The organism is Eisenbergiella massiliensis (assembly GCF_003435485.1).
The window spans coordinates 36,296-61,292 of sequence record NZ_QVLV01000028.1 but is presented as its reverse complement, the minus strand read 5'-3'; the positions used below and the strand labels follow the sequence as shown (position 1 = coordinate 61,292).

27 protein-coding genes and 2 pseudogenes are annotated in these 24,997 nt (G+C 49.2%); 17 read left to right on the top strand and 12 right to left on the bottom strand.

Annotation, left to right across the window (positions count from 1 at the left end):
* The 12 genes and pseudogenes from DXC51_RS25475 to DXC51_RS30680 form a co-directional block, all read right to left on the bottom strand.
* Nucleotides 1-987 (bottom strand): phosphotransferase enzyme family protein, encoded by a 987-nt coding sequence (locus DXC51_RS25475; RefSeq protein WP_025490973.1) that lies wholly within the window; start codon nt 985-987, stop codon nt 1-3.
* Nucleotides 988-1,215: 228 nt separating this feature from the next.
* Nucleotides 1,216-1,371, bottom strand: a complete 156-nt coding sequence (locus tag DXC51_RS30805) for a GNAT family N-acetyltransferase (RefSeq protein WP_408608876.1) — start codon at nt 1,369-1,371, stop codon at nt 1,216-1,218.
* Between the two features lie 79 nt (nt 1,372-1,450).
* Complete coding sequence (locus DXC51_RS25465) at nt 1,451-1,651, bottom strand: helix-turn-helix transcriptional regulator (RefSeq protein WP_021636507.1); 201 nt, start codon at nt 1,649-1,651, stop codon at nt 1,451-1,453.
* 3 nt (nt 1,652-1,654) lie between these two features.
* A complete protein-coding gene (locus DXC51_RS25460; protein WP_025490972.1) occupies nt 1,655-2,314 on the bottom strand; it encodes a DUF2178 domain-containing protein in 660 nt (219 codons plus the stop codon).
* Between the two features lie 385 nt (nt 2,315-2,699).
* Nucleotides 2,700-3,443 carry a class I SAM-dependent methyltransferase gene (locus DXC51_RS25455; protein ID WP_025490971.1) on the bottom strand — a complete coding sequence of 248 codons (744 nt, stop codon included), beginning with the start codon at nt 3,441-3,443 and terminating at the stop codon, nt 2,700-2,702.
* Between the two features lie 148 nt (nt 3,444-3,591).
* Nucleotides 3,592-3,756, bottom strand: a complete 165-nt coding sequence (locus tag DXC51_RS29720; RefSeq protein ID WP_155858273.1) for a hypothetical protein — start codon at nt 3,754-3,756, stop codon at nt 3,592-3,594.
* 230 nt (nt 3,757-3,986) lie between these two features.
* Nucleotides 3,987-4,613: a Type 1 glutamine amidotransferase-like domain-containing protein gene (locus tag DXC51_RS25450; protein ID WP_243003275.1), complete on the bottom strand. Its 627-nt coding sequence runs from the start codon at nt 4,611-4,613 to the stop codon at nt 3,987-3,989.
* 244 nt (nt 4,614-4,857) lie between these two features.
* Complete coding sequence (locus tag DXC51_RS25445) at nt 4,858-5,742, bottom strand: hypothetical protein (RefSeq protein ID WP_117545676.1); 885 nt, start codon at nt 5,740-5,742, stop codon at nt 4,858-4,860.
* A 62-nt stretch (nt 5,743-5,804) separates the two neighbouring features.
* Nucleotides 5,805-6,329, bottom strand: a complete 525-nt coding sequence (locus DXC51_RS25440) for a hypothetical protein (protein WP_117545675.1) — start codon at nt 6,327-6,329, stop codon at nt 5,805-5,807.
* Between the two features lie 838 nt (nt 6,330-7,167).
* Nucleotides 7,168-8,187 (bottom strand): S66 family peptidase, encoded by a 1,020-nt coding sequence (locus DXC51_RS25435; RefSeq protein WP_117545674.1) that lies wholly within the window; start codon nt 8,185-8,187, stop codon nt 7,168-7,170.
* 142 nt (nt 8,188-8,329) lie between these two features.
* The gene (locus tag DXC51_RS25430; RefSeq protein ID WP_117545673.1) at nt 8,330-8,635 is read right to left on the bottom strand and encodes a hypothetical protein; all 306 of its coding nucleotides are present in this window, start codon (nt 8,633-8,635) and stop codon (nt 8,330-8,332) included.
* A gap of 28 nt (nt 8,636-8,663) precedes the next feature.
* Nucleotides 8,664-8,865: pseudogene (locus DXC51_RS30680) on the bottom strand (plasmid recombination protein); the annotation flags it as partial.
* Nucleotides 8,866-8,948: 83 nt separating this feature from the next.
* Between DXC51_RS30680 and DXC51_RS25420 the strand changes: the two are divergent.
* From DXC51_RS25420 to DXC51_RS25340, 17 genes and pseudogenes are all read left to right on the top strand, one after another.
* The gene (locus DXC51_RS25420; protein WP_330413876.1) at nt 8,949-9,131 is read left to right on the top strand and encodes a hypothetical protein; all 183 of its coding nucleotides are present in this window, start codon (nt 8,949-8,951) and stop codon (nt 9,129-9,131) included.
* Nucleotides 9,132-10,016: 885 nt separating this feature from the next.
* The gene (locus DXC51_RS25415) at nt 10,017-10,907 is read left to right on the top strand and encodes a DUF6017 domain-containing protein (RefSeq protein ID WP_330388490.1); all 891 of its coding nucleotides are present in this window, start codon (nt 10,017-10,019) and stop codon (nt 10,905-10,907) included.
* A gap of 15 nt (nt 10,908-10,922) precedes the next feature.
* Nucleotides 10,923-11,135 carry a DUF5348 domain-containing protein gene (locus DXC51_RS25410; RefSeq protein WP_003819042.1) on the top strand — a complete coding sequence of 71 codons (213 nt, stop codon included), beginning with the start codon at nt 10,923-10,925 and terminating at the stop codon, nt 11,133-11,135.
* 42 nt (nt 11,136-11,177) lie between these two features.
* Complete coding sequence (locus DXC51_RS25405) at nt 11,178-11,654, top strand: PcfB family protein (protein WP_117545672.1); 477 nt, start codon at nt 11,178-11,180, stop codon at nt 11,652-11,654.
* Nucleotides 11,651-13,456: a VirD4-like conjugal transfer protein, CD1115 family gene (locus tag DXC51_RS25400; protein WP_117545671.1), complete on the top strand. Its 1,806-nt coding sequence runs from the start codon at nt 11,651-11,653 to the stop codon at nt 13,454-13,456. The genes DXC51_RS25405 and DXC51_RS25400 overlap by 4 nt, the downstream gene beginning before the upstream one ends.
* A gap of 28 nt (nt 13,457-13,484) precedes the next feature.
* On the top strand, nt 13,485-13,712 hold the full coding sequence (locus tag DXC51_RS25395) for an antitoxin (protein WP_069423972.1): 228 nt from the start codon (nt 13,485-13,487) through the stop codon (nt 13,710-13,712).
* Nucleotides 13,713-13,808: 96 nt separating this feature from the next.
* The gene (locus DXC51_RS25390; protein ID WP_002566673.1) at nt 13,809-14,024 is read left to right on the top strand and encodes a Maff2 family mobile element protein; all 216 of its coding nucleotides are present in this window, start codon (nt 13,809-13,811) and stop codon (nt 14,022-14,024) included.
* Between the two features lie 71 nt (nt 14,025-14,095).
* Entirely contained in the window at nt 14,096-14,959 is an 864-nt protein-coding gene (locus DXC51_RS25385) for a VirB6/TrbL-like conjugal transfer protein, CD1112 family (RefSeq protein WP_005946756.1), read from the top strand.
* Between the two features lie 21 nt (nt 14,960-14,980).
* Nucleotides 14,981-15,547 carry an MT-A70 family methyltransferase gene (locus DXC51_RS25380; RefSeq protein WP_081337283.1) on the top strand — a complete coding sequence of 189 codons (567 nt, stop codon included), beginning with the start codon at nt 14,981-14,983 and terminating at the stop codon, nt 15,545-15,547.
* Between the two features lie 6 nt (nt 15,548-15,553).
* Nucleotides 15,554-16,003 carry a PrgI family protein gene (locus tag DXC51_RS25375; protein ID WP_081337284.1) on the top strand — a complete coding sequence of 150 codons (450 nt, stop codon included), beginning with the start codon at nt 15,554-15,556 and terminating at the stop codon, nt 16,001-16,003.
* Entirely contained in the window at nt 15,906-18,311 is a 2,406-nt protein-coding gene (locus DXC51_RS25370; protein WP_117545669.1) for a VirB4-like conjugal transfer ATPase, CD1110 family, read from the top strand. The genes DXC51_RS25375 and DXC51_RS25370 overlap by 98 nt, the downstream gene beginning before the upstream one ends.
* Nucleotides 18,312-18,330: 19 nt before the next feature.
* Nucleotides 18,331-20,286 (top strand): C40 family peptidase, encoded by a 1,956-nt coding sequence (locus tag DXC51_RS25365; RefSeq protein WP_117545668.1) that lies wholly within the window; start codon nt 18,331-18,333, stop codon nt 20,284-20,286.
* 23 nt (nt 20,287-20,309) lie between these two features.
* Entirely contained in the window at nt 20,310-20,567 is a 258-nt protein-coding gene (locus DXC51_RS25360; RefSeq protein ID WP_003509287.1) for a DUF4315 family protein, read from the top strand.
* Nucleotides 20,554-21,315, top strand: coding sequence for a DUF4366 domain-containing protein (locus DXC51_RS25355; RefSeq protein ID WP_117545667.1), 762 nt, complete (start codon nt 20,554-20,556; stop codon nt 21,313-21,315). Before DXC51_RS25360 ends, DXC51_RS25355 begins: the two co-directional genes overlap by 14 nt.
* Nucleotides 21,312-22,739: pseudogene (locus DXC51_RS25350) on the top strand (DNA topoisomerase); the annotation flags it as partial. The gene DXC51_RS25355 and the pseudogene DXC51_RS25350, both read left to right, overlap by 4 nt.
* Before the next feature lie 54 nt (nt 22,740-22,793).
* Entirely contained in the window at nt 22,794-24,668 is a 1,875-nt protein-coding gene (locus tag DXC51_RS25345) for a recombinase family protein (protein WP_117545666.1), read from the top strand.
* Entirely contained in the window at nt 24,665-24,991 is a 327-nt protein-coding gene (locus DXC51_RS25340) for a TnpV protein (RefSeq protein ID WP_055185910.1), read from the top strand. The genes DXC51_RS25345 and DXC51_RS25340 overlap by 4 nt, the downstream gene beginning before the upstream one ends.
* Nucleotides 24,992-24,997 lie beyond the last annotated feature (6 nt).

Genomic DNA, 24,997 nt, shown 5'->3' with positions numbered 1-24,997 from the left:
TTAGTCCGACTGGCTCAGGCTGTCCAAAACTGCTGCCTTCCTATCCGCATAATAAACAATTTGCTCCACCGTTTTGCGAACCTCCGAAATTCCCGGTTCCTTTTCATCCGCACCACAGTCTATGCCCAAAACACGTTTGATATTATATTCCAGCCACTCCAACCTGCCGCAGTTACTGTCATAAACAGCCTCCCAATCCTCCGGCGCACTTCCGCCCGCTGCAAGATAAGACCTCACAAACACCCGGAGCAGCTCAAAATCAACCGCCCGCTCTTCATACCCCGACCAGCACAAAGCCAGCTCCATAAGCTCCAAAAAAGGATTGGAATATGAAAGGCACTCCAAATCAATAATACGGTAATCCCTGCCGTTCCATAAAATATTTTTACAGTCCATGTCATTATGGCAGATGGCTGCCACCTGCGGAAGCCTCTTTACCGCCGCATTTCCCCGCTCCTGACAGTCACAGAGCAGAGAACGATTATCCTTTAAAAGCTGGCAAAGCCTGCTGTTTTCAGCCTCCAGCCCCCTGATATAAAAATCCCAGTCAATACGGATTTCATTGCGAACAAAAGGCGCCTCTCTTTTATCTATATTGTGGATGAGCGCCAATATTCTGCCAACCTCGGCACAATGAAATTCTTTAATCCCGCCGCTCTTTAGCGCCCTTCCATCATACCAGGGAAAAAGGTAAAAATACTGTCCATCAAGCTCCTGTATCTTTTTGTGTTGAAAGGTTAACGCCGGCAGAATGGGAATCCCGTTCTTTTCCAGAATCTCCTCCAGCCGCTCGGCCGTATCAAAATTAGCCTTAGCCTCCGGCCGCAGCATAACATGGGGATTCAGCAGCTTAACCGCATATCTGCCCCTTGTTGTTTCCAGTGAAAACATTTTGTGCATAAGCCCGCCGCTTAACCGGACAGGCGGCAGCAGGAGCCTTCCCAAATTCAGTTGTGAACATATATTTTCAAATATCCTGTCAGGCATCCGGTTCCCGCCTTTCCGAAATATATTTCTTATATCATAACTTTACTTTTACTTCCTGTAAACCAAAACAGTACTTTTATCCATACAAAAAGGGACCTTGAAAACAGTCCCTTGCGCAGGGGCTGTTTTTTCACAGCCCCCTTTTTTACAGTTTTATTAATTAAAATCATAGCTCATCCTAAAAACGCCGCTTCCGGCATACGTTTCCTGCTCCAGCTTTTCCCGGATTCAGAATCCTGCCAAAGCATAACATTTTACCGCCCGATGATTCCAATCCCGCACATCCAGATAAACAGCATTTGCCCCATACAAATACCGGCTCTCCTGAACTGCCAGCCTGACAATCCGGCTTCCATATCCCTTCGAACACAGATCCGGACGAATCCCAATACCCAGAAAAACTGCCTGAAAACAATTATACTTTTATTGTACTCATTTTTACCATTGCCGCAATTACATATGTCTAATCAAAGATAAATATCTCTTCAATTGACGCTCCTACTGCCCTGGATATATCAATCGCCAGCTTCAACGATGGATTATACTGCGCTTTCTCCAGACGCATTATCGTTTCCCTGCGCACACCCACCATTTCGGCCAGCTGTTCCTGCGTCAAATCCTTCATAAGCCGATATTTCTTTAATCTGCATTCAAATTCCGCCATACCTTATTCCGCTCCCTCGTCATCATGATCATAACGATACAGCAAATATTCGCTCAGGAAAATTTCCAGCCCCAATGCAAATGATATAATAATAATGACAGCAATCAGGGTAAAATCAAGATTCCCCCAAAAATTTTTCTGGCAAAGTGCTATTAAAGCTATGAAAATAATGGCATATGAAATCTTCAGAGCCGTCAGCTGAGCGCGGTCCGCATTCTCCCTGAACCGTTCATCCATAAAGGTGCCGGACATTTTCCCTTCATAATAAAATCCGAAAAAACCAAAGAAAAGGAAAAAAACAAAAGGATAAACACTTTCATCAACCTGATAAGTCCAAAAGCCGGCAAAGCCCAAAAATCCTAAGAATCCTAAGTATCCAAGCTTCGGATTCAGCCTGCGTGTTCTATTCGTTTCCTTTGCCTGCTGAGCCTGCCTTCTGCCTGCCAGAAAAAGCGCAATTACCATTCCAAGTACATACAAACAGAAAAAGGAAACAGAAATAATCATTGGCAAATCCTTTATCTGAAAAGTATAGCTGGCAAAATCTGTTGGGACCACCAACCGGGAATTATTGTATGTGACAGAATACCAGCATGAAATCACTAACGCTAAAATACTGGCAACGCCAATCCCTACCATCCATTTAATATTATTTTTCTTCATATCCGCTTCCTCCTATGAGATATATTTATCTCTCCATGTGATAAATATATCACTTAATCATCTTGCTGTCAACGAGGAAAGTGATAAATATATCACATATTTTATTAGGACGGTCTTACAAGTACATAGATGCATTAAGGAATGAAATAGCTTTACAAAAAAATAAAAGCAGCCCTCGCTGAGCCGCTCTCATTCTAATTTAATACCCTTCACATAAATTGTAACTGCCTCTGTCCACAATATTCGAAATGAAGGATTCACTGCCCCCCGCTTCCCGGGCCAAAGCATATCTGGACATATGCCTTTTCCCACACAATTCCTTCTATACGATTCGCAATATACTTCTCATTCAGCAAGCAACTCACACCTCAATTCTTCGGCCACCTTAATCTTTCGCCAACTCAATGAACATATACATCGGAATTTTTGTCAGCCACTCTATCCTGGGAGACATCTTTCTCTGCTCCTCCGTCGGTTTCGGTTCATTCAAATCAATAATCTTAAATTTATTCCTTACAAACACTTTAACATAATCAGACATTGTCCTATGGCGATAAATTACCCTCTGGTCAATCCCTGCAATTTCCCCCACCCATTCTTCAGGTTCAAAATAGTTTTTTACAATTACCTGAATCGTGTCATTTTCCTTAAACCACTTATGTTCCACAGGCGGCTTAAAACAGGGATGCAAAATCGAAATAAACACTTTCCCATCCGGTCTGAGAACCCGGTATATTTCCTTCATTGTCCCGTCAAAATCTTCCACATCCATCAGCATCATTGCACACAGCACAATATCGAAGGAATCATTTTGTATTCCATATAAATCATTGCTGTTTCTGACAAGGCATGATATGTCCAAATTCTTTTCCTTTGCCGCGAAAGCAGCGTAACCAATTGACATTTCAGAGCAGTCGGCCGCCGTAACTTTTGCCCCTCTGCCGGCTAATTCCCTGGAGTATCCGCCTTCTCCACAGCCCAGATCCAAAATATCAAGTCCTTCTACATTCCCCAACTTCTGCATTGTATATGGCATGATATAGTGCATCCGAAAATCATTGGTCTGCGCCTTCTCTATCCATTCATTTCCCACATTGCTCCAGCAATCAGTTGAACTATCCCCTTTCATTTCCTTCCTCCATTTTCCTAAGTTTTTTACTCCTATACATTATAGTTCTTACTACTCATGAAATACAATGACTTTCTCTTGGACATAGAAAAAACTGACTACTCAAAATCGAATAGTCGGGGCACTTTTATGTTTGAAATTAAATATGTTAATTTTCTTTTTCTAACTCTTTGACTGCGGACATTACCCTTTCAAAGTCTGGAATATCATCGTAAAGCATATCCTTCATGGCATCATAATCCGTCTGTAAAGCAGAAAAGCGATAATAGGGAGGAATCAGCTTCAAGGTTCCCGTTATAGTCACATACCCCAAAATCCTTTTCCACAATCGGATCATGCAAGCCCATTTTATCTGCTGTGTTTCGGAACAACTCCAGGCGGTCATTGTCTGACAACGTTCCATTCATAAGTTTTATAAGGACTGTCACGATATAGGACCAAACCGCTGTTACCTGTGTAAACAGGCCAAGCATATTTAAGGCAGTATTGCTGTATGGTGCATGCTCCGGTGACAGCTCCTGGCTAATGCCTTTGCTACTTTTTTCATCTTGCAACCTCGCCGTCATCTGTATTTGAAACAATTTGCTTTTCTTTACCCATAACAAGAATGGCTTGTGAATTGCTGAACGGAACAAGTTGCAATTTTGTATTATACTTTGCAATTACTTTTTCCACAGCTTCCATTAATGATTCATCCTTATAATGAGGAACCGGATAAAAGTCTATAACATCCAACGCATCATATGTTTTCAAATGCGGCGCTGCAAGGGGATTATCCGTATCTCTTGCATATTCAATATCGGGGGCTGCTAAAATTGCACCAGCAGATTCGCCTATAAATAGTTTTCCTGCATTAATTTGTTTTTTTATCAAGTTCCCTGCACCTGAGCTATTCATTTCTTGAAGCAAAAAGAAAGTATTTCCGCCAGCAACATAAATGTAATCATTGTTCTCTAATTTGTTTACTATCTCAAGATTAGTTGCAGTGGAAATTTCCAGCTCATCAACAATGAGTCCCATTCTAGCTAATAATTCTTTGCTATATTTTATGTGAAAATCCAGTTTATCTGGCAGCGCAGCTATTGGAATAAACGTTACTGTCTTACCTGTAAGATTTTCATTAGCAAAATTTTCAAATATATGAGACACTTCCTTAAATAAAGATGCCAAAAATAGCCTCCGCATATGCCACACCTCCATTTATCCCTCATCATTAAAAAATAGCTCAAAACCCGCTCTTATTGAACACACTAATTATATCATGCTATATACAATTTCCCTGCCAATTTTATGCTTCCATACAAAATTGGAGCAGTTTTCCACTCTAATTCCTACTTTACCTATACTGGACACTCTCCAGAAAAACTACTATTCTAGCGCTCTGTAAATTTGAATTGGTCACTTCGCATAATGCTTATAACGTACGATACTTTTCCGCCAAGAGCACATAAAGTGTTATCCATTTATTGGGTTCACCAACCTTTCCCACATCAAAATATGGATGAGACTTATCAAGAACATATTTACCGTAGCTGTTTTTTTTGCTGTCTAACAATGCCCATGCCTTGTCGCAATTTGGATGATTTGCCACACCAAGAACCGAAAGCCCGTACATTATCATTTGCAGTCCCAGCTTCACATGGTCAAACGGATAGTATGTACCTGCCATTTCTTCAATAATTAACTTTTCAGGATTATTAGGGTGAAATACTACACAGTTGTTTATGTAAAAGTTTGTCAGCTGCTCGAACTGCGGTAAAACAACACCTATTTTTTTAAGCTCTGCTGCAAGTAAAAGATATGTAGTTGTTTGTCTGTAACAACCCATATCTGGCAACTTAGAGTCATTCGTTTTCTTGCCTTTGTCCAGACATCGAAATGTGCCATCTTCCCGTATGCCCGAAAAAGTCAAAAATATTTGTTTTTTTACCCATTCATGTTCATAATAACCAAGTGATACTAAATTTCTCAGAAGAAGTATTTTAGAACACTTCATATATTTAAGATCCATGCTCTTGATAATACGTTCAATATAGTCATCTGTTGAAATATCACTGCGAGTCAGGCCAAATTCAGCAAGTGCAATTAAAGCGGTGACATCCTCCCACTTTTTATTGAGTTTGAATTTATCCATAACCAAACTGACTGTACCTGAGTTTAATAAACTGTTATAAGCCTTTTTAACTTCCGATTTGTCTTTTGGCATATCCAAAAGTTCGATCATTGTGCGGTATTTCACTTCTGGGTTTTCGTCTTCAAGAAGCCAATTGAGTACATCATTCCTAATGATTTTTGACATACAACGTCCTCCCTGTATATTATATAAATAATCTCCGTTACAATTTCCTTGCAAATTGTGGTTTATTGTTTACATGTGATTTTATAATAGTCATGATGCTCTCTGTATTTATCAATAAACTCCCATCCACTACTATTCAACGCCTTTCGGCGTTCCGTTGCACCAGGAATAGCCTTCGTCACAATAACCTCATTGCCAAAAAACTCATAAAAGTTGTCCTTTGCAAACTCAAATATTTCAGACAGACAGGAGGCCTTTTCAAAATCACTGGATATATCTACGCGAAGTACTCCTGTTTCTCCAACAAATCCCTCAATTGTCCCCATTGCCTTATCTGTTGCATTGTCTACTATTGAAAATCTGATAAAATATTGTTTTTCATAAAAATCCAGCCAATACCCTATCGTTTCTAACATCTTTTCCCTTGATTCGACATAAAATCCAAAATCACAGTTGTCATCGTTCATAAGACAAACAGCCCTTTCGTCATTATAGCACTGAAAAAGCGATTCACTGTCTGCCTTTCTGATAAGCCTAATAGTGAAACTTTTTGTCTTTATTGTAGGACATTCTAAATATGCGTTCAAAATTGTATCCTCCTTAAAATTAGTGCTGGATGTATCCGTGGTATTCTTCCTTCTTTTCCGTAAAAGTCCAACAATCGGAGACAGACAGTCCCGGTAACTGGCAGGGATCCAGTTGGGCTTTGGGATCGGCCTGATTTTCCGCTTCATCAAAAAAAAGACATCTGTCCCTCGATTTCAAGGGAGGATGTCTGCTCTGTAGACCTACCATAAAATTTACAGGTCAGGAAAACCGCCTTTTCCTACAGGAGAAGATTTTCTTTTTCCAGTTCTGTAAGGCGGTTTACTAATGCTGAGATCTGTGTTCCTTCGACCATGGAAACCTGTTCCTTTTCGTATTCTGACTGTATTCAGCATAGCATAAAAGTGGCTGAAAAGCCAGTATTTACAAACTTTTCAGCCATTTTAAAGGACATATTTTGAATGCAGTTTCTTCACCACTCTGGGCTGCTCAATGAACAGTCCTTCCAGCACAAATCGTTGCCGCGCACTAAACAAATTTGTTTGAAACATTCATAAATACCAGTTTTTTCCAACCCACTAACTTACTCAAACTCGGCGTGTTCTTCGTTGTTGTTAACTATTTTTATTTAAGTTTTATATAAATACACGCCCACTTTTACTTCAATTACATCATTTATTATGGCTTGCTGATTTTCTGTTGCCAAAATGTTGCCATGCATTTATTATAGCAAATCTCTGTAAATTGATAACCCTTTTTCTCATTAATGACATTATTTACATGGTGCTAGCACCATGTAATTTATATCACTATCGAAAAAGTTGATAAATTTTCTATCCCCACATACAAATCCGATTAGCCACCAAATCATTCCTTTCTCTATTCAACTACTCCCGACTCCATAATCTTAAATGTAACACAACTACAATCAATCTCCGCCATCGCCCCCATCGGAACAACGGTCATTGGTGTTCTATGAACAAAATCAACATTTGATAATACTGGAATATCTTCTCGACGTACTTCATACTTCAAAAACTTAACCAACATGTTTTCTTCTTCCTCGTTTAATTGACCAGTGATTATTCCTGCCGCATGTCTAAACATTCCTGCCGCATCTAATGCTCTAAGTTCATGCAATCCAGCTAAAACACTTCCATACGGTGAGCCGATCTCTAACATGATAATACAATCCTTAAAAAAATCTCGGCTCGGAAAAAATTCAGTTCCCATAATCTGCCGCAATGGTCCTGCACATCCCCCAAAAATTCTTCCTTGTACAACTCCTCTTCCTTGTACTAATCTATAGCCAGTATTGGATACCCACTTAATTTCGTCTTTGCCAACATTTCGCCATTCAATATTTGTGTGTTCTGAACAAGCTGATACATTACCAATCATTTCAGTAGAAAATAAACATTTTGTTATCGCTTCTTTTGTGTAATTATCTAATGACACAGGTTGAGCGATAGGCGATAATAAATTAGGGCCATAGTAAGCTCTTATACCGGCTTTTGCAAAGACCGCCATCCATGAAGTAATATCTGAATATCCCATAAATACCTTTGGATTATTTTTTATTACATTTAAGTCTATGTATGGAAGCACTCTGTAAGAATCATCACCACCCATCATACAAATAATGCCATTTATCTCTTTATCTTGCATTGCCCACATTAAATCTTCAGCTCGTGCCTCTGGATGTTTATATAAAAAATTACTTCCCGCTAATGCGTTCGGTGTTGAAATAACATGAATGCCCCATATTTCCTCCAATCGCCTTTTGCCTACTTCATATCTATAAAGCATATCCTCATCACCTGCTCTACCACCAGAAATAGATATCAAAGCAATCGTATCACCCCTTTTTAATACTTTAGGCACCTCTAATTTATACATAATCCTTCTCCTCCAATATCCGTTTTACTAATATCCAAACCCGAAAAAGTTTTGCATTCCCCTAAATTAGCTTGATTATACCACTTTCCTTTCTCATTTTCCACAAAAACACAGGACACAGCAACGCCACACCACACACTTTTTATCGTTCCAATGGTTTCTCAATCTTCCACTTCTGTCCTTTCAAGTCATTCTGCTTCTCATACAGACTATTTCGCTCTTTGCAAAGTTCTTTCATGCGCTCCAACTGCGTCCGCACTCCATCCCGGCAATCCGGCTCTATCTTCTTATATTCCCCGGTCAGATTGCGGATTGTATTATTGTTTTCCTTTATCTGTTCCGACAAACATACCCAGTCTATCAGATTTTGCACTTCCTTATCCGTTTCGTAAAGGTCTGTTTCTGCCACAATTTTAGCACACAGCCGCACTATGACTTTCTTCTCCATATCCGTCCTCTTCTATCAATCCCCTTTCCTATCGATTCATTTCAAAAGCACGTTTCGGGCGTTTACTTGCCCTTTCTGCCTGTTCTAATGCCTTTGACCGTCCACTATCGACTGTACTCCCTGCCTAAATGACGCTCCAAACGCCCCAAATCAAACACTTTTTTCTACAATCTGTCTATGGTGTCGTTCTGCTCCATAACCTTGTCTGTCAAGCGGCTAATCTGCTTCCTGCCTACGCCTTGACAAGTCAGACTATTCCACTTATACGTCCATGTTCGATATGTTCCACGCATGGCGGAAACAAGCCGCCAAGTTGGAACAGGGCGAGATTACCAAAGAGAAATACGACCAGTGGCGGTACAAGTACCCGGAACTGGACACCTCACAGCATTGGGCGAAAGTTCCCTCACAGGCGGTCAGTGATATGCTTATGGAAGAATTAGCAAAGATAGAAAAAGAGGATAAGAAAACATCTAAAAAGAAAAAGCAGAAATAAGCATAAAAAGACCTTGCCGATATTCAGTTTCCATATCTGAAAATCAGCAAGGTTTTTCTTATGCCTTTGATGTAATTATTTAATGCGTGATGTTATAATTGTTGCCAAATCGTTACCAACGCTTAAACAAATTTGTTTGCAACCCGTATAAACACTAGGTTTCAAAATTCCATTTCATCACTCAAACTCCTCGGCGGATAGGTTGAACTGGCTGTTTTTCCCTGCTTTTTACTGAATTTATTATCTATATTCTTCAAATTTTGTTCTCATATTTGTTCCAGTCAAAATTTTCAGAGCCAAAATAGAGCCATACAGACTCCGCCTTTTAATCATCAATCAGTCTGCACCATACAATGGTTTTGTCAACAAAACTACTTTGTGCATTCTTTTAACTTAACAACTCTGATTATCTCCAAAAAGCCCGGAAATACGGGCATTTCACGGGATATAAGAACTGAATTTACTACCGATTTACTACTTTCGGATTGAGCTTTGACACGCTTCTGCCTCCCGTGAAGCCCACCGCCCAAATAGTGACACATCGAAAATCGAATACGACACCGCAAACGGCGGCGTTCTCTTTTCCCCTTTGGGGAGATCAGGACGCCGCTTTTTTTGCGCCCAAAACCAGAAAGGAGGCGACCGCCTATGTACTTTACTTCCGGCAGCGACCGGGCCTTTGAACAGCTCATGCAGACGAGGCCGGGCGCAGATCATTTTGACAGCGGCGAGGCCGGAGCGCCGGAGGACTGCGGCACCTGCCGTTTCTACCGCCCGCACTGGAAGTACCAGTTTTGTGTGTATGAGGAATGTCCCTACCAGCCGGGCAAGCGCACCGCCCTTGACGGCGCGGTGAAATTTCAAGTGAAAGGAGTGGACGACGAGATGGCAGTTTTTCGAGTGGAGAAAAACCGGGGCTACACGGTGATGTCCAACCACCACCTGCGGAACAAGGACTTGTCCCTGAAAGCCAAGGGGCTGCTGTCGCAAATGCTGTCCTTACCGGAGGATTGGGATTTTACGCTGAAAGGCTTGTCCCTTATCAACCGGGAGCAGATCGACGCGATCCGGGCGGCTGTCCGGGAGCTGGAACAGGCGGGCTATATCGTGCGTTCCCGTGAGCGTGACAGCCAAGGCCGCCTGCGCGGGGCGGATTACATCATTTACGAACAGCCCCAGCCTGTGCCGGATTCACCTACATTGGAAAATCCAACATTGGATAATCCAACGCAGGAAAAGCCTACGCAGGAAAAACCAACGCAATTAAATAAAGATAGATCAAGTAAAGAGAAATCAATTACAGATGGATCAAATACCGATTCCATTCCTATCCTTTCCCCTCCCTCTCCTTTTGGGGAAGAAGCGGCTACGCCGCCGGAACGGAAAGGAACGGGAGCGAAATCACAGAGCGCCGTAGAGATTTATCGGGAGATCATCAAGGACAACATCGAGTATGAACACCTTTGCCAGTACGCCAAGGGGATTGACCGGGATATGCTGGACGAGATCGTGGACTTGCTGGTAGAAACCGTATGCAGCGCCCGAAAGACTATCCGCATTGCCGGGGACGATTACCCCGCCGAGCTGGTGAAATCCAAGCTGATGAAGCTGAACAGCTCTCACATTGAGTTTGTCTTTGACTGTATCAGCAAAAATACCACGGAAATACGGAACATCAAAAAATACCTGCTGGCGGTTCTGTTCAACGCCCCAAGCACCATCAACGGCTATTACACGGCGCTGGTGGCCCATGACATGAATACAGGCAAAATCTGAAAGGAGGACGGCCCTATGAAACAGGGTGCTTTGATTTTTGACGAGCAGACAGACCGCTACGACATCCGCTTTGACCTTGCGGACTATTACGGCGGCCTGCACTGCGGAGAAACTTTTGATGTGATGGTGGGCGGCAGATGGAGGCCGACCCGCATTGAAATGGCCGAGAACTGGTATCTGGTGGGAATCCATGCCGACGACCTCTCCGGCCTGCGGGTGCGGATTTAAGCCATCCGCCTGCCTGCTGACTTTCCAAAGGAGGGATAGCAGTTGCAGGAAGAAGTAGACCAGAAAACCATAGCGTTAGCGGTTAAGACGGGCAAGCTCACCGCCCAAGTGCTGCAAGCGGCCATCCGAAAATATCTGGCCGCCCGGCAGAAAGGGACGGGCAAGACCCATCACGGCCAGCAGAGCTTACGGCAGCTCAAAAAGGACGGTTCCGCCCTGTCCAACATAGAGATCACCGACGCCAACATCGGCCTGTTTAAGCCCTGCGCCAAGAAATACGACATTGATTTTACCCTGCGGAAAGACCGCACTACCCATCCGCCCCGGTATATCGTGATCTTCAAATCCAAGCAGGCGGACAATCTGGAACAGGCGTTTAAGGAGTTTACGGCCAAGAAGCTCAAACAGCAGGAACGCCCCTCCATCCGAAAGACCCTTGCCGTCCTGAAAGAAAAGGCAGCGGCCAGAAGCAGCCAGCAGGCCAAGGAGAAAATCAAGGAAAGGGGGCTGTCACGATGAAGCCGGAAATGAAAAAGCTGATAATCGCCAACCTGCCCTATCTGCTGTTTGTTTACCTGTTCGGCAAGCTGGGACAGACCTACCGGCTGGCGGCTGGGGCGGACTTGTCGGAAAAGCTCTTACACCTTGCGGACGGCTTTTCCCTTGCCTTTGAAAGCGCCGCCCCCAGCTTCCACCTGTTCGATCTGGTAGTGGGCGTGGCCGGTGCGGTGGCACTGCGGCTGATGGTGTACTGCAAAAGCAAGAACGCCAAGAAATACCGCCGGGGCGTCGAGTACGGCAGCGCCCGTTGGGGCGGGCCGAAAGATATAGCCCCGTACATCGACCCGGTGTTTGACAACAACATCCTCCTGACCCAGACGGAACGCCTCACCATGAACAACCGGCCCAAAGACCCCAAGACCGCCCGGAATAAAAATGTGCTGGTGATCGGCGGTTCCGGCAGCGGCAAGACACGGTTCTTTGTGAAGCCCAACCTCATGCAGTGCGTGTCCAAGGACTACCCGACCTCATTCGTGATTACTGACCCGAAAGGAAGTCTGATCGGCGAAGTGGGCCAGCTCCTTGTGCGGTGCGGCTACCGGGTAAAAGTGCTGAATACCATTAACTTTTCCAAGAGTATGCGCTACAACCCGTTTCGCTACATCCATTCGGAAAAGGACATTTTGAAGCTGGTAAACACGCTGATCTGCAACACCAAGGGCGAGGGCGAAAAGAGCGCCGAGGATTTTTGGATCAAATCGGAACGCCTGCTGTATTCGGCCCTCATTGGCTATATCTGGTACGAAGCGCCGGACGATGAAATGAATTTCACTACGCTGCTTGAAATGATAAATGCCAGTGAAGCCCGCGAGGACGACCCGGAATTTCAATCCCCGGTAGACCAGATGTTTGAACGGCTGGAAGAAAAAGACCCGGAACACTTTGCGGTGCGCCAGTACCGTAAATTCCTGCTGTCGGCAGGCAAGACCCGCAGCTCCATCTTGATAAGCTGCGGAGCCAGATTAGCGCCCTTTGACATCCGGGAGGTGCGGGAGCTGATGGAGGACGACGAACTGGAACTTGACACCATCGGGGATAAAAAAACAGCCCTGTTCCTGATTATGTCGGACACGGACACGACCTTTAATTTCATTCTGGCAATGGTGCAAAGCCAGCTCATCAACCTTTTGTGTGACCGGGCCGATGACAAATACGGCGGGCGGCTGCCCGTCCATGTGCGGCTGATTCTGGACGAGTTTGCCAACATCGGCCAGATTCCAAACTTTGATAAGCTGATCGCCACTATCCGAAGCCGGGAAATCTCGGCTTCTATTATTTTGCAGAGCCAGTCGCAGCTAAAGGCTATTTACAAGGACGCGGCGGAAATCATTTCCGACAACTGCGACTGTACGCTGTTCCTTAGTGGCAGGGGCAAGAACGCCAAGGAGATCGCGGAGGTGCTGGGCAAGGAAACCATTGACAGCTACAACCAGAGCGAGAACCGGGGCGCGCAGACCTCCCACGGACTGAACTACCAAAAACTCGGAAAGGAGCTGATGAGCCAAGACGAAATTGCAACGATGGATGGAGGCAAGTGTATTTTGCAGGTGCGCGGCGTGAGGCCGTTTTTCAGTGAGAAATACGACATCACCCGCCACCCCCGCTATAAATACCTCTCGGACGCCGACAAAAAGAATACCTTTGATGTGGACAGCTACCTGTCGTCCCTGCGCCGGAAAAAGCGGCGCGTGATAACAGAGGACGAACCCTTTGACCTCTACGACATTGAGCTGTCGGATGAAGATTTTGCCGCGGAATAAAGCGGCCATAGAGAAAGGAGCGTGACCGATGGGGCACTCGGACGAATGGACATTTGCGGATTATTTCAAGTATGAGCAGGAAATCTACCGGGCGATCATTTCCGCTGCGGTTCTATGCCAGTGGATCGCAGAACATGATACCCCGCCCACGGACGGGGAAGCCGAAGAACTTGCAAGGGAAATAGACCGCAGACTGTGTGAAGCATGGGGCGAGATTTTTTCGCTGGCTGTGCTGGAATGGCGGGACGGCCAGTAACTCCGGGCCGTCTGCGGATTGTGAGGCTGCCGCTATGTACGGCGGCTTTTTTTGCACCCAAACACCATCACAATCTGAATTTATGGAGGTAAATTTATGGAATTTTTCAATAGTGCAGTTGATACTTTGCAGACCATCGTTGTGGGCCTCGGCGGAGCGCTTTGCGTATGGGGCGGCGTCAATCTTTTGGAGGGATACGGGGCGGACAACCCGGCGAGCAAATCACAGGGAATCAAGCAACTTGTCGCCGGAGGCGGCGTTGCCCTCATCGGCATGACCCTTGTTCCGCTGCTGTCCGGGCTGCTGGGATAACCCCATGTGTGTTAGAAAACCCTCCGCGCCCTCTCTGATCTGGGAGGGCGCGGGAAAGGAGGTGTCCCCACATGATCGGTGATTTAATCGGGGAATGGATCAAAGGAATCCTGATCGACGGTATCATGGGCAACCTGTCCGGCCTGTTTAACACGGTCAATACCAAAGTCGGGGAAATCGCGTCGGATGTGGGAAGTACCCCGCAGGACTGGAACGGCGGCATTTTCTCCATGCTGCAAAACCTGTCCGAAACGGTGATTGTCCCCATTGCGGCGGCCATTCTTGCCCTTGTGATGTGCTATGAGCTGATCGACATGATCGTGGAAAAGAACAATATGCACGACTTCGACAGCTCCATGTTCTTCCGCTGGATTTTCAAAAGCGCCTTTGCCATTCTCATTGTGACGAACACATGGAATATCGTCATGGGCGTGTTTGACGCCACCCAGCAAGTCGTCAACCAGAGCGCCGGGGTGATTATCGGAGATACCAGCATTGATTTTGACACGCTGCTCCCTGATCTGGAAAGCCGCCTTGAAGCAATGGACATTGGGCCGCTGCTGGGCCTGTGGTTCCAGACCCTTGTTGTGGGGCTGACGATGAACATTCTTTCCATCTGCATTTTCCTTGTGACCTATGGAAGAATGATTGAAATTTACGCCGTGACCGCATTGGGGCCGATCCCCCTTGCCACGCTGGGCAATGCAGAGTGGCGCGGCATGGGCCAGAACTACTTGAAATCCCTGCTTGCGCTGGGCTTCCAAGCCTTTTTAATCATGGTGGTTGTCGGGATTTATGCGGTGCTGATCCAGCAGATCGGAACGGCCGACGACATATCCGGCGCGATCTGGGGCTGTATGGGCTATACCGTTTTGCTTTGCTTCTGTCTGTTCAAGACCGGCAGCATATCGAAAGCCGTATTTACCGCACATTGACAGACAGGAGGAATACCAACCATCGAAGAAACACAAAAGAAAACCTACAACATCCTTTACGCCGACCCGCCGTGGCGATATGAACAGAAAGCAGTACAGGGTGCAGCAGAAAAGCACTATCCTACCATGAGCATTGACGAGCTGTGCGCCCTGCCGGTGGAAACGCTGGCGGAAAAAGACTGCCTCTTGTTTTTGTGGGCAACTTTCCCACAGCTCCCGGAGGCGCTGCGTCTGATTAAGGCGTGGGGCTTCACCTTTAAGACCGTGGCCTTTGTCTGGCTGAAATTGAACCGCAAAAGCCCCACATGGTTTTACGGACTGGGCTATTGGACGAGAGGAAACGCGGAAATATGCCTGCTTGCCAAGCGGGGCCATCCCAAGCGTTACTCCAAAAGCGTCCATCAGTTTATCATTTCCCCGGTGGAGGAACACAGCAAGAAACCAGACATTACCCGTGAGAAAATCATAGCCCTTGCGGGCGACCTGCCCCGCGCAGAACTGTTTGCCAGACAGAAAATCCCCGGCTGGGATGCGTGGGGCAATGAAGTGGACAGCGATTTTTCCCTGTCCGTACCAGAAACGAGGTGACTTTTTATGGCTTATGTAACTGTCCCCAAGGATTTAACCAAGGTCAAATCCAAGGTAGTATTCGGGCTGACGAAACGCCAGCTCATTTGTTTTGGCGGTGCGCTGCTTATTGGCGTCCCGCTTTTCTTTTTGATCCGGGGCCGCGTCCCGACCAGCGCGGCGGCGCTCATTATGGTGTTCGCCATGCTGCCGGGCTTTCTGCTGGCGCTTTACGAAAAACACGGCCAGCCCCTTGAAGTGGTGGTGCGCCAGATCGCCGAGTGCTGCTTCATCCAGCCCAAGGAACGCCCCTACCAGACCAACAACGCTTATACCGCCCTTGTGCGGCAATCCCAAATGGAAAAGGAGGTCAACGCCATTGTCCAAAAAGCAAAAGAACGAAACGAGCGCAAAAGCGCCGGTCAAGCTCACCCGCGCCGAAAAGAAAGAGATTCAGGCCGTCATCCGAAAGTATAAGGGCGACGGCAAGCCCCATTCGGCACAGGCCAGTATTCCCTATGAGGCCATGTATCAGGACGGCGTATGCCGGGTGACGCCCCGCACCTTTTCCAAGTGCATTGAGTTTACGGACATCAGCTACCAACTGGCGCAGGCGGACACCAAGACCGCCATCTTTGAAAACCTGTGCGACCTCTACAACTATCTGGACGCTTCCATTCATGTGCAGTTTTCCTTTATCAACCGCAAAATCGACCCCAAGCAGTACGCCAAGAGCTTTGAAATCCGGGCGCAGGGGGACGACTTTGACGACATCCGCAGCGAGTATTCCGACATTTTGCAAGACCAGCTTGTGAACGGGAACAACGGCCTGATGAAGCGGAAATTTATGACCTATACCATCGAGGCGGACAGCCTGAAAATGGCCCGCGCCAGACTTCGCCGGATCGAAACCGACCTTTTGGGCTATTTCAAGAGCATGGGGGCCTCCGCGTGGGGACTGGACGCCAAGCAGCGGCTGGAAGTCATGCACAGCATTTTCCACCCGGACGGGGAACCGTTCTCCTTTGAATGGAAGTGGCTTGCCCCGTCGGGGCTTTCTACCAAGGACTTTATCGCCCCGTCCTCGTTCCGCTTCGGCAATGCCCGGATGTTCGGGCTGGGTGGCAAATACGGGGCGGTGAGCTTTCTGCAAATCCTCTCCCCGGAGCTGTCGGATGAAATGCTGGCCGATTTTCTCAACACGGAAAACGGTATTGTGGTGAACCTCCATGTGCAGGCCATCGACCAGAGCGACGCCATTAAGACGGTCAAGCGCAAGATCACCGACCTTGACGCCATGAAGATTCAGGAACAGAAACGGGCTGTCCGCAGCGGTTATGACATGGATATACTTCCCAGCGACCTTGCCACCTACGGGCAGGACGCTAAGGAGCTGCTAAAGACTTTGCAGAGCCGGAATGAAAGGATGTTCCAGCTTACCTTTTTGGTGCTGAACACCGCAGACACCCGGCAAAAGCTGGAAAACGATGTGTTCTGGGCTGCCGGGATTGCCCAGAAGTACAACTGCTCCCTTGTGCGGCTGGACTACCAGCAGGAACAGGGGCTTATGAGCAGCCTGCCGCTGGGGGCCAGCCACATCCAGATTGAACGCTCCCTGACGACTTCCAGCGTGGCCGTGTTCGTCCCTTTTGTGACGCAGGAGCTTTTTCAGGGCGGCGACGCCATGTATTACGGGATCAACGCCAAGACCGGCAACATGATTATGCTCGACCGCAAACGGGCGAGGTGTCCCAACGGGCTAAAGCTGGGGACACCGGGAAGCGGCAAAAGTATGAGCTGTAAATCAGAGATTGTGAGCGTATTCCTCTGCACCCCGGACGATGTGTATATTTGTGATCCAGAGGCCGAGTATTACCCCCTTGTGAAGCGGCTGCATGGGCAGGTGGTGAAGCTGTCGCCTACCAGCAAAAACTATGTGAACCCGCTGGACATCAACCTGAACTACTCCGAGGATGAAAACCCGCTGGCCTTGAAATCCGACTTTGTTCTGTCGTTCTGTGAGCTTGTCATGGGCGGCAAGAACGGGCTGGAAGCCATTGAAAAGACGGTGATCGACCGGGCGGTACAGGTGATCTACCGGCCTTATCTGGCAGACCCCAAGCCGGAAAATATGCCCATCCTTGCAGACCTGCACAAAGCCCTGTTAGACCAGCATATCCCGGAGGCCGACCGGGTGGCGCAGGCCCTTGACCTATATGTGTCCGGCAGCTTAAATGTGTTCAACCACAGAACCAACATCGACATCAAAAACCGCATTGTGGCCTTTGACATCAAGGAGCTGGGCAAGCAGCTAAAGAAAATCGGTATGCTCATTGTCCAAGACCAGATTTGGGGGCGCGTCACCCAAAACCGCAGCAAGGGCAAGGCGACATGGTATTTCTGTGATGAGTTCCACCTGCTTTTGCGTGAGGAACAGACGGCGGCCTTTTCCTGTGAGATTTGGAAGCGTTTTCGTAAGTGGGGCGGGATTCCCACAGGTGCGACGCAGAATGTAAAAGACCTGCTTTCCTCCCCGGAAATTGAGAACATTTTGGAAAACAGCGACTTTATCTGCCTGCTCAATCAGGCCAGCGGCGACCGCAAAATCCTTGCGGAACGGCTGAACATTTCGCCCCAGCAATTACGGTATGTGGACAATTCCGAACCCGGCGAGGGACTTCTCATTTACGAAAATGTGATCCTGCCCTTTAAGAACCCCATCCCGAAAAACACCCAGCTCTACCAGATCATGACGACCCGGTTAGGCGAGGGGGCGACGGTATGAGGCACAAGGAGGTGAAGTCATGGAACCCTTAAAACCCCGCGACAAGGTAACGCAGCACATGACCCGCGACGGCCTGACGCTGGATAACCAGACCACCGGCGAAAGCATCAATGTGTCCAGCCGGGAGGCCGAGCAGGAATACACCGCCCAGCCGGAGGGCGCGGCGGAAAAAATACTGGAACGGGCGGGCGAGCTGCACGACCGCCATAAGGCAAAGAAAGCGGCCAAGGACGCCGGAAAAACCGTGGCGCAGGCCACCGGCCCCGTTTCCCGGTTGCAGTTTACCGCCGAGGAACGGGCCTCCCCGGAGCTGGCCCCGTATATCAGAAAGGCAGAAAAACGGGCGGATAAGCTGGAAGCGGCCAAAGAAGCCCTGCCGAAAAAGCGCGTCGTTACCAAGGAAACCGTCTATGATGAGGCCAAGGGCAAGGCCAAAAGCAAGCTGTATTTTGACAAGGTGGAGAAATCCCCTCCCCAGCTCAAACCAAACCCGGCCAGCCGCCCCATACAGGAAGCCGGGCTTTACCTCCACGGAAAAATCCATGAGGTAGAACACGAAAATGTGGGCGTGGAGGGCGGCCACAAGGGGGAGGAACTGGCGGAACGGCAGGCGGGCCGCATGATCCGCAGCGGCGTCCATCGCCATAAACTCAAACCCTACCGGGCCGCAGCCAAGGCCGAGCGAAAGTCCATCGCCGCCAACGCCGAGTTTGCGTATCAAAAATCCCTGCGGGACAACCCGGAGCTGGCACAGGCGGCCAAGAATCCCGTTTCCCGCTTCTGGCAGAAACAGCACATCAAGCGGGAATATGCCAAGGCAGCAAGGGCGGCGAGCCAGACCGCACAGGGGGCGGCAAGCACCGCCAAGACCACGGCTTCCGCAGCAAAGAAAGCCGCAGAGAAAAGCAGACAGGCCGCGTCCTTTGCCGCCCGGCACTGGAAAGGGGCGCTGATCGTCGGCGGCGTGGGCCTTATGCTCCTGCTGGTGATGGGCGGCCTGCAATCCTGCACCGCCATGTTTGGCAGCACCGGGACGGGCCTTGCCGCCACCTCCTATCTCTCCGAGGACAGCGATATGCTGGGAGCCGAAGCCGCCTATGTCGCGCTGGAAGCAGACTTGCAGCACGAACTTGACAACTACGAAAGCCTGCACCCCGGCTATGACGAATACCGTTTCGATCTGGACGAGATCAAGCATGACCCCTATGTGCTGACCTCCATCCTCTCCGCGCTGCATAACGGCGTGTTCACTTTGGGAGAGGTACAGGGCGACCTTGCCATGCTCTTTGAAAAGCAGTACATCCTGACCCAGACCATCGAAACGGAAACCCGCTACCGCACCGAAACGAGGACGGACAGCGAGGGAAACACCTACACCGTGGAAGTTCCCTACACCTACTATATCTGCAATGTGAAGCTGGAAAACTTTGATTTATCCCACCTGCCCATCTACATTCTCACCGAAGAACAGATGGGCTTTTATGCTGCCTATATGCAGACTTTGGGCAACCGGCCAGACCTGTTCCCTAACGGCAGCTATCCCCACGCCTCCACCCCAAAAGAGCCGACCTACTATGAAATCCCCCCGGAGGCGCTAAAGGACGAAGCCTTTGCCGCCATGATTGCCGAGGCGGAAAAGTATGTGGGCTATCCCTATGTGTGGGGCGGCAGCTCCCCAAGCACCAGCTTTGATTGTTCCGGCTTCATTAGCTGGGTTATCAATCATTCTGGCTGGAATGTGGGACGCCAGACGGCGCAGGGGCTTTACAACATCTGCACCCCCGTTTCCCCGGAGCAGGCCAAGCCCGGCGACCTTGTATTTTTCGTCGGCACTTACGACACTGCCGGAATGTCCCATGTGGGGCTGTATGTGGGAAATTCGGTCATGCTGCACTGCGGCGACCCCATTTCCTACACGAACCTCAATTCAAGCTACTGGCAGCAGCATTTTTATTGTTACGGGCGTTTGCCTTAAACGCCAGAAAGGAGCAAATCACTATGGCAATGAACAAATTGGAACGCATTGAAAAGGATATTGAGAAAACCAAGGGCAAGATCGCGGAGCTGCAAAAGCAGCTTCGGGAGCTGGAAGCGGCCAAGACCGAACAGGAAAACTTGCAGATCGTCCAGCTTGTGCGCGGCCTCAACATGACCCCGCAGGAGTTCGCCGCCTTTGTGCGCGGCGGCGCGTTGCAGGCGGCCCCGGCCCCGATCCCGGACTTTGAACAGGAGGACAGCGCCCATGAAGAAATCTAAACTGTTCCGCACCTTGACGCTGGCTGTGGCCGCTGCGCTTTGCATGGCGACCACGACCGTTACCGCCTACGCCGGGGGCGCTGACCCTGACCCGGTGCCGCTGCCGGAAATCACCGAGGCCCCCGCAGAGGTGCCGGAGGAAACCGAAGAACCTACCACCGGCGGCATGGAGCCGGAGGGCGTACCTGTCACCCCGCAGGGCAACGCTACGCTGGTGGATGATTTTTTCGGGGATAAGCAGCTTATCACCGTTACCACCAAGGCCGGGAATTATTTTTATATCCTGATCGACCGAGCCAACGAGGACAAGGAAACGGCGGTGCATTTCCTCAACCAAGTGGACGACGCCGACCTGCAAGCCTTGTTGGAGGACGGGAAAAAAGAGCCGGAGGTCTGCAACTGTACGGCCAAATGTCAAGCCGGGGCCGTCAATACGGCCTGCCCGGTCTGTAAAAACAACCTGACCGCCTGCAACGGGCCGGAGCCGAAGCCCCAGCCGGAGGAAGAAAAGCCGCAGGAGGAAAAGCCAAGCGGCATGGGCGGCCTTGTGGTGTTCTTTGTGGTGGTGCTGCTGGGCGGCGGCGCAGCCCTCTACTTCCTGAAATTCAAAAAGGAAAAAGCCGACACCACAGGCAATGACGATCTGGCCGAGTATGACTTTGGAGAGGACGAGGACGACGAGGACGAAGCCCCGGAGCCGGACGAGGACATGACAAGTGAAGATGGAAATAAGGAGGACAAAGTATGAGCTATCAGTTAGTAATTGCAGAGAAACCAAGCGTAGCCCGCAGCATTGCGGGTGTGATCGGCGCGGACAAGAAACAGGACGGCTACATGGAGGGGAACGGCTATCTGGTGAGCTGGTGTATCGGCCACCTTGTTTCCCTTGCCGACGCCGGGACTTATGACGAGCGTTTCAAAAAATGGCGCTATGACGACCTGCCGATTCTGCCGCAGGAATGGCAATACATCATTCCCGATGATAAGAAAAAGCAGTTTGACACCCTGCGTTCTTTGATGGAGCGCCCCGATGTCACCGGCCTTGTGTGCGCCACCGACGCCGGGCGCGAGGGGGAATTGATTTTCCGTTTCGTCTACCAGATGGCGGGCTGCAAGAAACCGTTTCAGCGCCTTTGGATTTCCAGCATGGAGGACGCGGCCATTCAAGACGGCTTTGCCCATCTGAAACCGGGGGCCGACTATGACAACCTGTATCAGTCGGCCCTTTGCCGGGCGCAGGCGGATTGGCTGGTGGGGATCAACGCCACCCGGCTGTTCTCCATCCTCTACCACAAGACCCTGACCGTGGGCCGTGTCCAGACGCCGACCCTCAAAATGCTGGTTGACCGGGAGGCCAAGATCAGCAGCTTTCAGAAAGAGAAATACCACATCGTCCAGATCGCGGCGGGCGGCATGGAGGCGGCCAGTGAACGCATAGGAAACGCAGACGACGCCAAGACCCTGAAAGCCGCCTGTGAAACGGCGCAGGCCGTTTGTGTGTCGGTAACACGGGAGAAAAAGACGGAGCAGCCGCCCCGCCTCTATGACCTCACCACCTTGCAGCGGGAGGCAAATCGCCTGTTTGGATTTACCGCCAAGCAGACCCTTGACTATGCCCAGCAGCTTTACGAAAAGAAGCTGCTGACCTATCCCCGCACCGACAGCCAGTATTTGACCGATGATATGCTGCCAACGGCGGAAAGCCTTGTATCCGGCCTGTGGCCGCTGCTTCCCTTTGCGGCGGGGCTTGACCTCTCTCCGCAGTTTGGCCGGGTGCTGAACAGCAAAAAGGTGAGCGACCACCACGCCATTGTCCCGACGATGGAATTTGTGCAGAAAGGCTTTGACGGGCTGGCCGAGGGGGAAAAGAAACTGCTGTCCCTTGTGTGCTGCAAGCTGCTGTGCGCCGTGGCCGCGCCCCATGTGTATGAAGCTGTCACCGCCACATTCACCTGTGCCGGGAACACCTTTACCGCCAAGGGAAAGACCATCCTGACCCCCGGCTGGAAAGAGCTTGACCGCCGCTTTAAGGCGTCGTTCAAAGCAGACGCCGACGACACCGCCCCGGAGCCTGCGCGTGAACTGCCGGAGATCACCGAGGGACAGACCTTTGACAAGGTAACTGCCGCCGTCACCGAACATTTCACAGCACCGCCAAAATCCTACACGGAAGTTATATGCTATGAAAGGGGGATAAGAAATCGCCCATAGAAAGGAGAAATCATAATGAAAGCAAGGAAAACTGATAAAGGCAAGATAACCGCATTATATGAGCGGTTGAGCCGCGACGACGACCTCACAGGCGACAGCAACAGCATAATCAATCAAAAGAAACTGCTTGAAGATTATGCAAGGGAACATGGCTTTACGAATTGCGTCCACTTTACCGATGACGGCTGGTCTGGGGCAAACTTCGAGCGTCCGAACTGGAAACGCATGATTGCGGGAATTGAAAGCGGCGAAATCGGCTATGTACTGGTAAAGGATTTAAGTCGTGTCGGCAGAGATTATCTGCAAGTGGGATTTTACACAGAAGTCATGTTCAAGGAGCGGGGCGTCCGTTTTATTGCCATAGCAAACGGAGTTGACAGCGACAAGCGCGAAAGCAGCGAGTTTGCCCCGTTTTTGAATATTATGAACGAATGGTATGTGCGTGATAGCAGCCGAAAAATAACAAGCGTTCTCCACGCAAGAGGAATGTCCGGCAAGCATACAAACAGCCATTGTATTTATGGCTATAAGAAAGACCCTAATGACAAAGACCACTGGATTATCGACGAGGAAGCCGCCGAGGTAGTACGCCGGATTTACCGCATGGCGTTGGAGAGCAAAGGCCCGTATGAAATTGCCCGTATCCTTGCTTTGGAAAAGGTTGAAAGACCGTCCTATTATCTTGCACAGCGCGGCGTGGGGAAACATCAGTCTAATTTTAACCCCGCTGAACGGTACACATGGCGTGGCGGCACAGTTGCCGATATTCTATCCAAGCCGGAGTATATGGGGCATACAGTAAACTTCCGCACCTATAAAGAAAGCTACAAAGACAAACGCTCCAGAATGACACCCAAAGAGGATTTAGTCATTTTTGAAAATACGCAGGAAGCTATTATTGACAAGGAAACATGGGAGCGCGTCCAGAGCTTGCGGAAAACGATACGCCGGACGGACACCATAGGCGCGGCAAATCCTTTAACGGGCTTGATGTTTTGCGCGGATTGCGGGGCTAAGATGTATAACCACAGGGGCGGGGCTGGACTGGCGCGGGACTGGGCGGGGCGACCCAACGGCAGGAAGCGTCCAGAACGCGACGAGTACAACTGTTCCCGTTATGATTTAGGCAACCAGCACTATAATAGATACTGCACGACGCACCTTATCCGCACAGCCGTTGTAAATGAGCTTCTGCTTGAAGCTATCAAGGAAGTATGCGACTACGCGCTGAACAATGAAGCGGCATTTATGGAGCAGGTCTGCTCTGCTTCCAGCGAGCGGCAGGTGAAAGCGGCAAAGGCAATCCGGCAGAGAAAACAGCGCAGCGAGAAACGAGCCGACGAATTGAGCCGCTTAATCCGCAAGCTCTATGAGGACAATGTAAACGGCAGACTTTCTGACAAGCTCTTTGAACAAATGTTGCATGATTTTGAAGCCGAGTTAGAGGGCTTGACCGATAGTATCACACAAGACCAGCAGGAGCTTGACCGCATAAGCAGGGAAACCGTCAATGCCGAGAAGTTTCTTGCCCTTGTCAAAAAATATACGGATTTTTCCGAACTCACCCCCGCAATGATAAATGAGTTTGTTGAAAAAATCCTTGTTCATCAAGCCGAGGGCAAAGGCGCAAGCCGTACACAGGAAGTCGAGATTTTCTTTAACTTTATCGGCAAGGTAGAAATCCCGCGCAAAGAAATTGAACTAACAGAGGAAGAAAAGGCAGCATTAGCGGAACAGGAACGACGCAGGGCGAAGAAAGCCGAGTATAACCGCCGCTATATGGAGAAGAAGCGCAGACAATGGAAAGAGCAACAGGAACGGGAGAAAGAACAGCAGGAAGCTCTTGAATTACCCGCTGCTTCCACCGAGAAAGGAGAGCGCATAGCATGAGAATACTCATTGACAATGGCAACACCCCCGCCGCCCCGCGCCCGTATATCGGGCATTACGGGCGGTTGCGGAAAGCCTACCTTGAACAGTACCGCCCCGACCTCTACACCGCCCTTGTCGCAAATGAGAAGCTGCATGAGCATTGCGCCGAGATTGACGAAGCCGCCCGGAGCCGGATTGACCTTATCATGCCGCAGCTTGCAAGGAGCGCGGGAGCTACCGAAGCACTCAAAGCTACCGACCCCATGAAATGGGTGGGACTGATGAACGCTTGCAGGGCGCAAGCGGAGGAAATCGCCAAGTTTGAGCTAATCTATGTTTGACGGTCA